The sequence below is a fragment of the Aldersonia sp. NBC_00410 genome, assembly GCF_026342035.1.
Classification (GTDB): domain Bacteria; phylum Actinomycetota; class Actinomycetes; order Mycobacteriales; family Mycobacteriaceae; genus Aldersonia.
Genome location: NZ_JAPENM010000005.1, coordinates 183,470 through 196,191, shown reverse-complemented (window position 1 = coordinate 196,191; position 12,722 = coordinate 183,470). Strand labels below are relative to the sequence as shown.

Genomic DNA, 12,722 nt, shown 5'->3' with positions numbered 1-12,722 from the left:
TCGATGCGGAACCTACTTGATGGCTGCCTTCATCTCGTCGAGTTTGGTCAAAATGGGGTAGCCACTGACACTCAACGCGTTGCCGTGTCCGGTCTGGTGGACATCGAAGATCGACTGAATCGCCGCGTAAAAGCCCTGGACATCCAGGGTTTGATTGACGGCACGTTTGGCCTGACGCAGCCCGAACGGAGGCATCTCGGCGATCTTGCTCGCCAGCGCCCTGGTCTCGGCGTCGAGTTCGTCGCGCGGCACCACTTTGTTCACCATCCCGGTGCGGGCGACTTCCTCGGCGGTCATCGCGCGCCCGGTGAACAAGATTTCCTTGGCGAGCCGGGGGCCGAGCTCCCAGGTGTGGCCGTGGTATTCGACGCCACCGATACCCATCAGCACGACCGGATCGGAGAACAGGGCGTCGTCGGCGGCGATGATCAGGTCACAAGGCCAGCACAGCAACAGACCGCCCGCGATGCACCGACCCTGGACGGCCGCGATCGTCGGCTTCGGTATGTTGCGCCAGCGCAGCGAGTACTCGAGGTAGCGCTTGCTCTCCGCCTGGTAGATCAGTTCGAGCGTGATCTTGTCCGGCACGGGAACTTTGCCGCTGCTCCGCATGTCGTGTCCGGCCGAAAAGTGCTTTCCGTTGGCGCGCAGCACGATCACCACTACGTCCGGGTCCTCCGCGGCCCGAGTCCATGCAGCATCGAGTTCATCGAGGAGGTCGGGGTTTTGCGCGTTGGCCGCCTCGGGGCGGTTGAGCGTGATGGTCGCGATCTTGTCCGCAACCTCGTAGAGAATGTACAAAGCGGACTCCTCTAACTCCGGGGAAGGCCGAGCACACGCTCGGCGATGATCGTGCGCTGGATTTCCGAAGTGCCGCCGGCGATGGTGCCCGCGAAGCTCCGGGCGTAGCGCTCGAACCAACTGCTCGTGAAATTGTCCAGACTCCAGGGGTTGTCGGGCGCAGTGACGTTCGGCGAGATCAGGCCGTCACTGCCGGCTGCGACCAGCGCGGCCTCGGAGCCTCGCTGAACGGCCTCCGAACCGAACACCTTCAGGACCGACAAGGCGGGCACATCCTGCTCGTTGCGAGCAGCGCGCGCGAGCGCTGCCGAGCCGAGCAGGCGCAGAGCGAGATTGTCCATGACGAGCGTCGCGTACCGGTCCTGATCGAGATAGGAGACCGGACTGAAGTCCTCGATGAGTTCCTTCAGTCGGTCCGCGAAACCGAGCCACATCAGGGTGCGCTCGTGGCCGAGCGATCCGTTCGCCACTCGCCAGCCCTGATTCAGGTCGCCGATCAGGTTTTCCGCCGGCACCTTGACGTCGGTGAAGAACACCTCGTTGAAGTCCCTGTCGTCGACGGAGCACACCGACGGGAACGGCCGGCGCTCCACACCGGGGGTGTCGGTCGGAATGATCAGCACGCTGATGCCCTTGTGCTTCGGTGCATCGGGATCCGTGCGGACGAAGGTCAGCAGCACGTCGGCGTCATGGGCCCCGGACGTCCACACCTTCTGGCCATTCACGACGAAATGGTCGCCCTCGAGGACCGCACGCGTGCGCAGGCCCGCCAGATCCGAACCGGCCCCAGGCTCACTCATGCCGAGCGACGCGGTGATCTCGGCCCGCAGAATCGGCACGGCCCAACGTTGCTTCTGCTCCGGCGTGCCGAACGACAGCAGAGATGCCGCGATGATGCCAACGCCTTGCGGGTTGAAGCTGTGGTAGATCCGCCGGCGCGACAGTTCATCCTGATGCACGAACTGCTGCAGGATCGACGCATTGCGTCCGCCGAACTCCGGCGGATTGCCCGGAAGCAGCCAGCCGCTGTCGAATTGCAGCCGCTGCCAACGGCGTGCCCACTCCGGGACATCCGAGCTGGACTTCGCCCGTTCGGCCGATGCCTCCGCCGCAGGCGGAAGGTTTTCGTCGAGGAAAGCCGCGAATTCGGCTCGGAATTCCTCGACTTCGCTATCAAACGAAAGTTGCACGGTACTCCTTGGCGATCAATGCCCGATGCTCGTCTGCTCCGCCGAGCATCAACTCTCCGACCTTGGCTCGTTTGAGCGCGAACTGAAGGTCGTTCTCCCAGGTGAATCCCATTGCGCCGAACAGTTGCACGCCGTGCCGGAAGACCAATGACTGGCACTCTCCGGCAGCGGCTTTCGCCATCGATGCGGCGACGCGACGGCGCGGGTCATCCTCGGCGATGGTCAGGGCCGCGTAATAGGCGAGCGCTCGTGCCCGCTCGATCGCGACGTGCATGTCGGCAGCCTTGTGTTTGACGGCCTGGAACGATCCGATCGGAACACCGAACTGTTTCCTGTTGCCGACATGCTCGACGACGAGGTCGAGGATTCGTTGGCACGCACCGACCGTGGTCAGCGCGAGGCCGGCCAGCGCGAGGTGCCGCGCACGTTCGGGATCGACCGCGCTGCGTGCGTCGTCACTCACGCGCACACCGGTGAAGGAAACCTCTGCGACGTGCAGCGCGGGGTCGAAGATCGGGCTGCGCACTGCCGCAACATCGGCTGCGGGTACGACGAAAACTCCCGCGCCCGTGACAACGGCGAAGCGATCCGCCCGGTCTCCATCGAGGACGTACCGCGCGGTGCCGTTGAGCAGCCATTCCGAACCGTCGCGGCGAACGCTGACACCGCCATACACCGCAGTGCCGGTCTGATCGGGCTTGGTGAATTCCGGCGCCAACGGCGCGAATTGCGTCATCGTCGCCAGAAACGGCGTCGGATCGGTCGCGCGGCCCAGTTCCTCGAGCACGATTGCCAGTTCAACGATGGTGTCCGACTCGGTCATCTCGGTCCAGCCGAGGTCGATGTAGGTCTTCCACAGCGGGCTGGGATCGGCGCCGTTGTCGACGATCGATCGGATCAGGGTCGCCGGGCACTCCTTGGCCGTGACACCGCGCACAGTGTCGCGCCAAAGACGCTGATCGGCGTCGAACTCGAAGAGCATTACGCCCTGCCTCCTTGCCCGGAAAATGGTTTGCACATGCGCAATGAGAATAACATTCTCATCAAGCGAAAGTAATAGTCTCGAGAAATGTTAGGGAGAAGCGAGATAGCTGTACAACGTGTCCATACTGTCGGGTACAGTGCTCGCATGTTCGCCACATCCGACACACGGCGGGACCAGCAGTGACTGGGGCCAGCGAAGAGCCGGCCTGGAAGCAGCGCGCCGTCGAACGCTCCATCCGCACTGCAAAGCTGCGGGCCGAGCAGCGTGTGCAGCGCTTCCTCGACGCTGCCCAGGCGATCATCACCGAGAAGGGCACGACCGACTTCACGGTCCAAGAGGTCGTCGACCGGTCCAAGCAGTCGCTGCGCAGCTTCTACCTGCAGTTCGACGGTAAACACGAGCTTCTCCTCGCACTGTTCGAGGACGCCCTCAGTCGCGCTTCCGACCAGATCCGCGCCGCCGCCTACGGGCAGGACGATCCGATCGAACAGCTTCGAATATCGGTCGAGTTGTTGTTCGAATTCAGCCGTCCCGACCCGACCGCCCGCCGTCCACTGTTCACCGATTTCGCGCCCCAGCTGCTCATCTCGCATCCCGCAGAGGTGAAGATCGCGCACACTCCACTGCTCGCGCTGTTCACTGAACTGATGGAGAAGGCGCATTCCGCCGGCGAAATCCGCGCCGACATCATCCCCCGTCGAATCGCGGCAATGACGATGCAAACGGTCATGTTCATCGCCCAGTCGAGCGGCGCCACGGACGACGCAACCATGCGTCCGATCGAAGCAGACGAGGTATGGGCGTTCTGCGCGCGAGGTTTCGCCAACCCTAGCGAGAACGCTATTCTCAACTAGGGAGAGACTCGCTTACACTCGGCTCATGTCCGAACTCTGGAACGACCTCCTCACCTGTCTGGATCTCCGCACGGACCCGCCGCCGGCCGACTCGTCCACAGACACTCCGGCCGCGCCCACCGGCTACGAGGGAAACAACCTCAACCTCGCCTACCACCGGGTATTCGGCGGTCAGATTCTCGGGCAGGTCGTCCGCGCCGCCGAACTGACCTGCCCGAGCAAGACAATCAAGTCCCTGCACGTGCTGTTCGCTCGCGAGGGCCGCGCGTCGGAGCCGATGCGCTACGAGGTGACCCGCCAACATGAGGGGCGCTCGTTCGCGACCCTCTCCGTCGTCGCCCGGCAGTCCGCAAGCGTCTGCGCCACCGCCTCGATCGCGATGCACGCCGCCGAAGACGGCCCCGAACATCAGGACGTTGCCGCCGTCGGTCCGGTGCTGGGCGACGATCACCGACTGGGCATGGATCTCATCCCCTGGGAGGCTCGTTCCACCGTCGATCTGAACTCCTCGGACGCCGCGGCGCCCGAGTTCGAGTTCTGGATGCGCACCCCCGAGGTGAAGCCCGATCTCGCCCCGGCGCTCGCCGCCTACGCGACGGACCTGACGATCATCGGCACCGCACTGCGCCCCGTCGAGGGCTTCAATCAGACCGGCAACGGAACCGTCTTCACCTCCGCAGTCACGTCCCACAACATCTGGTTCCACCGACCGTTCCGGACCGACGAGTGGTTGCTCGTTCGCCAACACAGCCCCATCGTGGCGCACGGTCGATGCTTCGGCCGTGGCGATATTCTGACCGAGGACGGTTCGCTGGTCGCGTCGTTTGCGCAGGAGGCGCTGCTGCGCCTGCCGCAGGCCGAAGCCGGCTGAGCATGGCGCGGCACACCATTGCACCGAACCTCGCCGCACCGAACTCACTGTCGGACAACAAGACCGACGTCGGCTCGTCCCGTCCGTACCGGGTCGTGCAATGGGCGACCGGAAATATCGGCGCCCGCGCGCTGCGCGGTGTCATCGAGCATCCGGACCTCGAACTGGCGGGCATCTACGTGTACTCGGACGACAAGGACGGCCGGGACGCGGGCGAATTGTGCGGGCTCGGCTCGATCGGGGTGCTTGCCTCGCGCAGCATCGACGACATCGTGGACCTCGACGCCGATTGCGTGCTCTACATGGCCCGGGCCCTCGACGCGGACGAGATCTGCCGAATCCTGGCCACCGGAACGAACGTCGTGACGACGCGCGGCGAATTTCACCATCCCGCAAGCATGGACCCGGTGCTGCGTGCGCAGGTGGAGGCCGCGTGCAAGCTCGGCGGCGCGAGCATCCACAGCACCGGAAGCAGCCCCGGGTTCATCACCGAAGCCGTGCCGATGGTGCTCAGTTCCATCCAGCGCCGTCTCGACCTGCTCGCGATCGACGAGTTCGCCGACCTGTCGCAGCGCAACACACCCGAAATCCTCTTCGACATCATGGGATTCGGCCGGCCACCCCGCGAGTTCGACGAGGGGCGGATCGCGCACGTGAAGTCGAGTTTCGCGCCCTCTCTGCACGTGCTCGCAGACGCGCTCGGCCTGACCTTCGATGCGGTCGCAGCGCACGGCGAAACTGCAACAACACCGCACAAGCTCGACATCGCCGCCGGCACGTTGGATGCCGGAACGATTGCCGCGCAGCGGATCACCGTGGTCGGCATGCGGGCGGGCAAGCCACTGCTGCAGTTCCGCGCGAATTGGTACTGCAGTACCGATCTCGACACCGATTGGGAGCTCGGCACCACCGGATGGCATATCAGCGTGGTCGGCGACGCACCGCTCGAGGTCGATCTGCGCTTTCCCGTCCCGCTGGATCGGATGAGCAAGATGGCACCCGCCTACACCGCGAACCGTGCGGTGAACGCGGTATCCCGAGTCTGCGCAGCGCCTCCCGGCATCTGCACCACGCTCGACCTGCCACAGATCATCGCCGCGCTCTAGGCGGTACGCGCAGTTCCCTACCGCCCGATCAGACGTTCCGCGGCAGTGTAGGGGTCGGTGCTGCCGTCCGCGATCGCCGCAGCGAGGTCGGACAGCTCGGGATGGGTGCGCAGCATGGTCTGCGCCAACGACAGGATCTGTGCGCGCGCCCGCGCCGTGCGCCGCTCGACCGTGTCCGCGCGCTGATGGACCTCGATCGCGTCCAGCAACTCGGCGATCCCCTCGCCCCGGGACGCGATGAGCTTCATGATCGGCAATCCGGTTTCGATGTGCAGATCGCGCGCGGTCTGTTCGGCGCCTTCGCGGTCGGCCTTGTTCACCACGATCAGGTCGGCGATCTCGAGCAATCCGGCCTTGGCCGCCTGAACCGCGTCGCCCGCACCCGGATTCAGGATCACCACCGTCGGGTTGGCCACCGCGGCAACCTCCACCTCGGACTGCCCGACGCCGACGGTCTCCAGCATGATCAGGTCGTAGGACAGCGCGGCGAGCAGTCGAATGGCCGCCGGTACCACGGCCGCGAGGCCACCGAGGTGTCCCCGCGTCGCGACCGAACGGATGAGCACATCCGGATCGTTGATATGCGCCGCCATCCGGATCCGGTCACCGAGTAGCGCACCCCCGCTGTAGGGCGAGGACGGATCCACGGCCAAAACCGCCACGCGCAAACCGCGCTCGCGGTACGCGCCAACCAGCGCGGCCACCGTCGTCGACTTGCCCGCTCCCGGTGGGCCGGTGATACCGACGACCCGGGTGGGCACCCGGTCGAGCGACGCGAGGACCTCCTCGCGGCGCTCCGGGTCTTCCACCAGGCTGAGCAACCGCCCGACCGCGCGTTGCGAACCGGCCCGCGCTGCCGAGAGGAGTTCGTCGACGGTCATCGTCGGCCGCAGACGTACATTGTCGTGACCAACCGTCACGGGGCAGGAACCTCGATGACCGTGGCCGAGCCCATGCCACCGCCTGCGCACATTGCCGAGACACCGACGCCACCGCCGCGACGGCGCAGCTCGTACACCAGCGTGGCAAGCTGGCGCGCACCGGTGGCAGCCACCGGATGACCGAGCGAGCAACCGCTTCCGTTCACGTTCACCAGTTCGGGGTCGATGCCGAGAATGCGGTTGGTGGCCACCACCATCGCCGCGAACGCCTCGTTGATCTCGAACAGATCGACATCGCCGAGCGAGTAGCCACCGCGGGCAAGTGCCTTGCGGATCGCCTCGACCGGCGCGAGCCCGGTGATCGCCGGGTCGATACCGACCGACGCCCACGAGCGGATCGTGGCCAGCGCCGGCAGGCCGAGATCGTCGCTCGCGACGGTCAGCACCGCGGCGGCATCGTTTGCGCCACTGGCGTTTCCGGCGGTGATACTGAATCCCTCGATCTCGGGGTGCAGCACCTTGAGCCCTGCGAGCCGCTCCATGCTCGTGTCGCGACGCGGGTGCTCATCCGTGTCGAACAGCCCGTGCGCCGTCTCGATCGGGACGATTTCTTCCTTGAACCGTCCCTCGTCGATCGACCGAATCGCGTTCTGATGCGAGCGCAGCGCCCAGGCGTCCATCTCCTCACGCGTGACGTTTGCCTTCTGCGCGGCGTTCCAGCCGACGGTGATCGACATGTCCCGGTTCGGCGCGTCGGGGCGGTCGGGGTGCGTCGGCGCCATCCAGTCCACCATCTCTTCGCCGACCCGGATCCGGGACCGCGGCATGGTCGAGGCAGAGTTCACGCCACCGGCGATCACGAGTCGGTCCATGCCGGCCATGATGCTCGCAGCGGCGCTCTGTACCGCGGCCTGCCCAGCCGCGCAATGCCGGTTATTGGCGAGACCCGGTACATGCTCGAGCCCCGCGGTGATCGCCGCGTGGCGGGCGATGACACCACCACCGTGCAATCCCTCGCCCAGGATCACGTCGTCGATGAGGCTCTTGTCGAGGTCCTCGGCGGCCGCGGCCACAACGTGGTTCGCCAGGTCGTACGCGGAGGTCTCGCGCAGCGTCCCTTTGAACGCGGTGCCGATCGGTGTGCGGAGGGCATTGACGATGACGGCTTCAGGCATGAGTGTTCTCCAGTTCGGCCACGAGGACGCGGCGTAACAGTTTTCCGGTTTCGGTCTTGGGCAGTTCTTCGCGGAACACGATGAGGTCGGGGGTCTTGGACGAGCGCAACCGCTCCCTGGCGTACGCGCGGATCTCGTCTGGGTCCACGTCGCCGACAAGGACCGCGACGATCCGCTGTCCCCATTCGGGATCGGGCACGCCGATCACGGCCGCCTCGGTGATACCGGGGTGGTCGAGCAGGACGTCCTCGATCTCGGCGGGCGCGATGTTCTCCCCGCCCCGAATGATCGTGTCGTCGGCGCGGCCTTCGATGTAGAGATAGCCGTCCGCATCGAGACGGCCCAAATCGCGGGTGGCAAACCACCCCTCGGCGTCGAGAACGCTGCGGGCGCCGTACTCGCCGGAGATCTGTTCCCCGCGGACGAACACCAGGCCAGTCTCGCCCACCGCCGCGGGCGCACCCTCCGCGGTGCGGACCACGATCTCGATGCCGGGCAGCGCCTGTCCGACCGAGCCGAGCCGGTCGCGAACGATCGGGTCGTCGGAGGCGAACGCCGTCCGGTGGTCGTCGGGACCGAGCACCGCGATCGAGGATGCGGTCTCGGTCAGCCCGTAGGCGTTGACGAAGCCGGTGTGCGGGAAGCGGCGCAAGGCACGCTCGAGGACAGGTCGCGGTGTACGGGAACCGCCGTAGGCGAGGCTCGCCAGGCTGGGCGTATCGGCGTCGGCGTCGCCGAGTTCGGCGACGACGCGCGCGAGCATGGTCGGGACGATCATCGCGTGTGTGACCCGTTCACGCCGCACGGTATCGAGCCAGGTCGGTGCGTCGAATCCGGCCAGGTACACGATCCGGCGACCCGTGTAGAGGTTCGACAGCAGGTTCGTCAGGCCGGCAATGTGGTACGGCGGTACCGCAACCAAGGAGGCGTCGGTCTCCTCCGCCGTGCCGAACTCGAGGGTGTTGAACACGTAGGCCAGCAGGTGCCGGTGGCGCAGAATCGCCGGTTTCGGGTCCGAGGTAGTGCCGCTGGTGTAGATGATCACGGCGATCGCATCGTCGTCGGGCACCGGTGCTTCGAACTCGTCGGCGGACTCGTCGACCCCCTGCGCGTCCACCAGCGCGTCGAGATCCTCGGGCCGCAGCACCAGCGCCCCGTCATGCCGTGCGAGTAGGGCATTGCGCTGCTGTTCACCGAGCCGGTAGTTGAGCGGCACGAACGGCACGCCGGCCAGCGCCGCGCCGAACAGCGCGACCGGGTAGGCGAGGTGGTTCGTGCCCAGGTAGAGCACCGCCGGGTACTGCTGAAACCGGGTGGCGGCGCGCTGCGCGAGGTCGAGTAGCTCTACGGCTGTCAGGGACCGACCATCAGCGGTCACGACCGCCCGATCGCCGGCCGATGCCGCCATCTCTGGAATCATGCTGATATTCATGAGAACATGATTCTCGCAGAGCGAGAGCACTCGTTGCAAGAAGGGAAATCGATATGCAGATCAGTGGCACTTCCGCGCTGGTGGTAGGTGGTACGGGCGGTCTCGGTGAGGCCACCGTGCGTCGCCTGCACGCCGCCGGTGCGAAGGTGGTCGTCGCCGACGTCGCCGATGACAAGGGCAAGGCACTCGAAAGCGAGCTCGGCATCCGCTACGTGCGGACCGACGCCTCCGACGAGGCTTCCGTCAACGCCGCGATCGCCGAGGCCGAGTCTCTTGGCCCGTTCCGAATCTCGGTGGACACCCATGGTGGCCCCGCCGGCGGTGGACGGATCGTCGGCAAGGACGGCAGCCCGATGCCCCTCGACGCGTTCACGAAGACCATCGAGTCGTACCTGACCTGGACGTTCAACGTTTTGCGGCTCACCGCCGCGGCGATCGCCCGGCAGGAACCGCTCGACGAGGGGGGTCGTGGCGTCATCATCAACACGGCCTCGATCGCGGCCTACGAAGGCCAGGTCGGCCAGTTGCCGTACGCGGCCGCCAAGGGCGGCGTCGTCGGCATGACGCTCGTCGCCGCACGCGACCTGTCGCCGCTGGGCATCCGGGTCGTCACGATCGCGCCCGGCACGATCAACACGCCCGCCTACGGCAAGGCCGCCGACCAGCTCGAAGAGTACTGGGGCAAGCAGGTGCCGTTCCCGAAGCGGATGGGCCGCTCGACCGAATACGCGCAGCTGGCACTCGCCATCGCCGAGAACGATTACCTGAACGGCGAGGTCATTCGCCTCGACGGCGCATTGCGGTTCCCGCCGAAATGACGAATCTCGCCGGCAAGGTCGTGTTCGTCGCCGGGGCGAGCCGCGGCATCGGTGCCGCGATTGCCTCGGCGCTCGCGGATGCCGGCGCGGCGGTGGCCGTCGCGGCCCGCACCGAACAGGCGGGCCGGGTGCCCGGCACGATTCACGCCGTCGCGGACGGCATCGCCGCCCGCGGCGGTCGGGCCCTCGCGGTGCCGTGTGATGTCACCGACGACGATTCGATCGAGGCCGCCGTCGGCGCGACGGTGGCGGAGTTCGGCGGCATCGACATTCTGGTCGCCAACGCCGGTGTGCTGTGGCTCGGGCCGATCGAGTCGACACCACGCAAGCGCTGGCAGCTGTGCCTCGACGTCAATCTGACCGGCGTGTTCTCGGTGACCAAGGCTGTCATTCCGCATCTCCGCGCACGCGGCGGCGGATCGATGATCGCGGTCACCACCACCGGAGTCGGCATGATCGACCGCGGGTCGAACGCCTACTGGGTGTCCAAGGCCGCGGTGGAACGTCTCTACCTGGGACTGGCGAGCGATCTCGCACCGGACAACATCGCGGTGAACTGCCTGAGCCCGTCGCGGGTGGTGCTCACCGAGGGATGGCAGGCCGCCGGTGGTTCTCAGCAAATCCCACCGGAGATGGTCGAACCACCGGAGACGATGGGCAAGGCTGCGGTGCTGCTTGCCGGACAGGACGCGAGCGGTATCACCGGCACGGTGCAGCGCTCGGAATCGCTGGTGTTGCAGTAAGAATCGTTCGGCGCGGGCGGGCGGGTACTCGGGTACCCGCCCGCCGCTGCCAACTGCGGTGTGAGGAGTGCTGCGCGTGAAATTCTGGTGCGGAACGGCTTTCATGAACACCGCGGAGCTGCCCCGGGTGGCGCGGATGCTCGACGAGTCCGGGTTCCACGGCATCCTCGTCTCCGATCATCTCGTCTATCCGCGCAATCCGACCACCCCATATCCGGCGACCGACGACGGCCGGCCGTTCTGGCCGCCGGAGACCGAGTGGCCCGACGCGTGGGTGCTGATCGGCGCGATGGCCGCGGTCACCGAGCGTCTGCACTTCGGCAACAACGTCTATGTCGCGCCCGCCCGCCCGATCGTCGAAGTCGCCAAGCAGGTCGCCACGGCCGCGGCGATCTCCGGTGGCCGGGTGTCCATCGGACTGTCCGCGGGCTGGAATCGCCAGGAATTCGAGTTGCTCGGACAGGATTTCGACAATCGCGGCCCGCGACTGAACGAGATGATCGCGGCACTGCGCGCCCTGTGGAAGGGCGGCTGGGTGTCCTGGCACGGTGAGTATTACGACATTCCCGAACTCACCATCGAACCGCATCCGCCGGTACCGGTGCCGATCCTCTGCGGCGGCGAGTCGACTCCCGCCCTGGTCCGGGCGGCGCACTACTGCGATGGCTGGGTCGGCACCGCTTACACGCTCGACGAAGCGCAGCAGTGGATTACCCGAATCGAGGGCTACCGCCGTGAGTTCGGCCGTGCGGACGAACCGTTCGACATCATCGTGAGCCTGCGCGGCGAGCCGTCGCTCGATCTCTATCGACGCGCCGCCGACATCGGCATCACGGGAGTGATGGGCGCACCGTGGACGAACCACGACATGATCCATGCCGGGGATCATGGGCACCTGAAGGAGTCGGCAGAGCGATTCCGTGCGCCGATCGAGAAGTTCGCCGAAAAGTTCGTCGCCAAACTGGCGTAACGGCAGGCGCGATCAGCTCGGCAGATCGGGCGGAATCCAGCTCGGTTCGCGCTTCTCCATGAAGGCGCGCATCCCCTCTCGTGGCTCCGTGGAGGTTTCGAGCGCGCCGAACATCGTCTGGTAGTCGATCAGCCCGTACCGCTCGTTGAGCATTCGCTTGGTCTGCGCTCGCGCCTCCGGCGAGGTGCGCAGAATCTCGCGAGCTGCGGTCAGCGCCGCGGACCGCAGATCGTCGTGTGGAACGACCCGGGAAATCAGCCCGATGCGCAGCGCCTCGGCGGCATCGAACCGCCGTCCGGTCAGTAACAGGTCTCGCGCCACCGCAACGCCCACATGCGCGGGAAGGGCTGCGGCATATGTCGCGTCCGGGATGCCGCGGAGTAGCTCGGGCACGCGGAACGTGGCGCGGTCACTGACGACCGCGATGTCGGCCATCATCGCCACGAGCAGGCCCCCGGCCTGGCAGATCCCGTTCACGGCCGCGATGACCGGCGCGCGACTGTCTCGAATAGTCAAGAACGGCAGCACATCCGGACCGATCGCCTCCGGTGTCACGTCGCCCGGTTCGGCTCTGCCGCCCAGGTCGCCACCCGGGGCAAAAACGTCTCCGACGCCGGTGATGATGAGCGCGGCCAGGTCCGGATCCGAGTTCACCAGCCAGACCGCGCGTTTGAGCCCGTAATACATCGCCGGGGTGAACGCGTTGCGGGCGGCCGGGCGATCGATGAAGCACCAACCGATCGGGCCCTCGCGCTCGAACCGCAGCCCAGCCGCGCCGAGGTCGTCAGCCATGGTGCCTACCTTCCTGTCCAGCCCGCCGTGATCACGAGCATATGGCCCGCCGAGTTGCGGTGATCACGAGCATATGGCCTCTGTTGGAGCGGATTTCGGGGCCA

The 12,722-nt window shown here is 66.5% G+C and carries 13 protein-coding genes; 6 read left to right on the top strand and 7 right to left on the bottom strand.

Going from position 1 to position 12,722, the window contains the following annotated elements:
- Positions 1 to 12: 12 nt before the first annotated feature.
- Genes OG921_RS13655 through OG921_RS13645 form a run of 3 tightly spaced genes read right to left on the bottom strand, consistent with a single transcriptional unit; the run spans position 13 to position 2,973 of the window.
- On the bottom strand, positions 13 to 801 hold the full coding sequence (locus tag OG921_RS13655; protein WP_266113006.1) for an enoyl-CoA hydratase: 789 nt from the start codon (positions 799 to 801) through the stop codon (positions 13 to 15).
- Between the two features lie 11 nt (positions 802 to 812).
- Positions 813 to 1,991, bottom strand: a complete 1,179-nt coding sequence (locus OG921_RS13650) for an acyl-CoA dehydrogenase family protein (RefSeq protein ID WP_266113005.1) — start codon at positions 1,989 to 1,991, stop codon at positions 813 to 815.
- Complete coding sequence (locus OG921_RS13645; RefSeq protein ID WP_266113004.1) at positions 1,975 to 2,973, bottom strand: acyl-CoA dehydrogenase family protein; 999 nt, start codon at positions 2,971 to 2,973, stop codon at positions 1,975 to 1,977. The genes OG921_RS13650 and OG921_RS13645 overlap by 17 nt, the downstream gene beginning before the upstream one ends.
- A 182-nt stretch (positions 2,974 to 3,155) precedes the next feature.
- Here OG921_RS13645 and OG921_RS13640 point away from each other — a divergent pair, with 182 nt between their 5' ends.
- From OG921_RS13640 to OG921_RS13630, 3 genes are read left to right on the top strand one after another with little or no spacing between them, the layout of a single operon-like run.
- The gene (locus OG921_RS13640; protein ID WP_266113003.1) at positions 3,156 to 3,830 is read left to right on the top strand and encodes a TetR/AcrR family transcriptional regulator; all 675 of its coding nucleotides are present in this window, start codon (positions 3,156 to 3,158) and stop codon (positions 3,828 to 3,830) included.
- A 25-nt stretch (positions 3,831 to 3,855) separates the two neighbouring features.
- Positions 3,856 to 4,701, top strand: coding sequence for an acyl-CoA thioesterase II (locus OG921_RS13635; RefSeq protein ID WP_266113002.1), 846 nt, complete (start codon positions 3,856 to 3,858; stop codon positions 4,699 to 4,701).
- Between the two features lie 2 nt (positions 4,702 to 4,703).
- Complete coding sequence (locus OG921_RS13630; RefSeq protein WP_266113001.1) at positions 4,704 to 5,807, top strand: dihydrodipicolinate reductase; 1,104 nt, start codon at positions 4,704 to 4,706, stop codon at positions 5,805 to 5,807.
- Between the two features lie 17 nt (positions 5,808 to 5,824).
- On the opposite strand, the gene meaB is transcribed toward OG921_RS13630, so the two are convergent.
- Genes meaB through OG921_RS13615 form a run of 3 tightly spaced genes read right to left on the bottom strand, consistent with a single transcriptional unit; the run spans position 5,825 to position 9,295 of the window.
- Positions 5,825 to 6,688 (bottom strand): methylmalonyl Co-A mutase-associated GTPase MeaB, encoded by an 864-nt coding sequence (gene meaB / locus OG921_RS13625; RefSeq protein ID WP_266113221.1) that lies wholly within the window; start codon positions 6,686 to 6,688, stop codon positions 5,825 to 5,827.
- Between the two features lie 35 nt (positions 6,689 to 6,723).
- Positions 6,724 to 7,863, bottom strand: a complete 1,140-nt coding sequence (locus OG921_RS13620) for a thiolase family protein (protein ID WP_266113000.1) — start codon at positions 7,861 to 7,863, stop codon at positions 6,724 to 6,726.
- Complete coding sequence (locus OG921_RS13615; protein WP_266112999.1) at positions 7,856 to 9,295, bottom strand: class I adenylate-forming enzyme family protein; 1,440 nt, start codon at positions 9,293 to 9,295, stop codon at positions 7,856 to 7,858. Before OG921_RS13615 ends, OG921_RS13620 begins: the two co-directional genes overlap by 8 nt.
- Before the next feature lie 53 nt (positions 9,296 to 9,348).
- Here OG921_RS13615 and OG921_RS13610 point away from each other — a divergent pair, with 53 nt between their 5' ends.
- The 3 genes from OG921_RS13610 (at position 9,349) to OG921_RS13600 (ending at position 11,826) form a co-directional block, all read left to right on the top strand.
- Positions 9,349 to 10,113: an SDR family oxidoreductase gene (locus OG921_RS13610; protein ID WP_266112998.1), complete on the top strand. Its 765-nt coding sequence runs from the start codon at positions 9,349 to 9,351 to the stop codon at positions 10,111 to 10,113.
- On the top strand, positions 10,110 to 10,856 hold the full coding sequence (locus OG921_RS13605) for an SDR family NAD(P)-dependent oxidoreductase (protein WP_266112997.1): 747 nt from the start codon (positions 10,110 to 10,112) through the stop codon (positions 10,854 to 10,856). The genes OG921_RS13610 and OG921_RS13605 overlap by 4 nt, the downstream gene beginning before the upstream one ends.
- A 76-nt stretch (positions 10,857 to 10,932) precedes the next feature.
- Positions 10,933 to 11,826: a TIGR03619 family F420-dependent LLM class oxidoreductase gene (locus tag OG921_RS13600; protein ID WP_266112996.1), complete on the top strand. Its 894-nt coding sequence runs from the start codon at positions 10,933 to 10,935 to the stop codon at positions 11,824 to 11,826.
- A gap of 12 nt (positions 11,827 to 11,838) precedes the next feature.
- On the opposite strand, the gene OG921_RS13595 is transcribed toward OG921_RS13600, so the two are convergent.
- The gene (locus OG921_RS13595) at positions 11,839 to 12,618 is read right to left on the bottom strand and encodes an enoyl-CoA hydratase/isomerase family protein (protein WP_266112995.1); all 780 of its coding nucleotides are present in this window, start codon (positions 12,616 to 12,618) and stop codon (positions 11,839 to 11,841) included.
- Between the last annotated feature and the right edge of the window lie 104 nt (positions 12,619 to 12,722).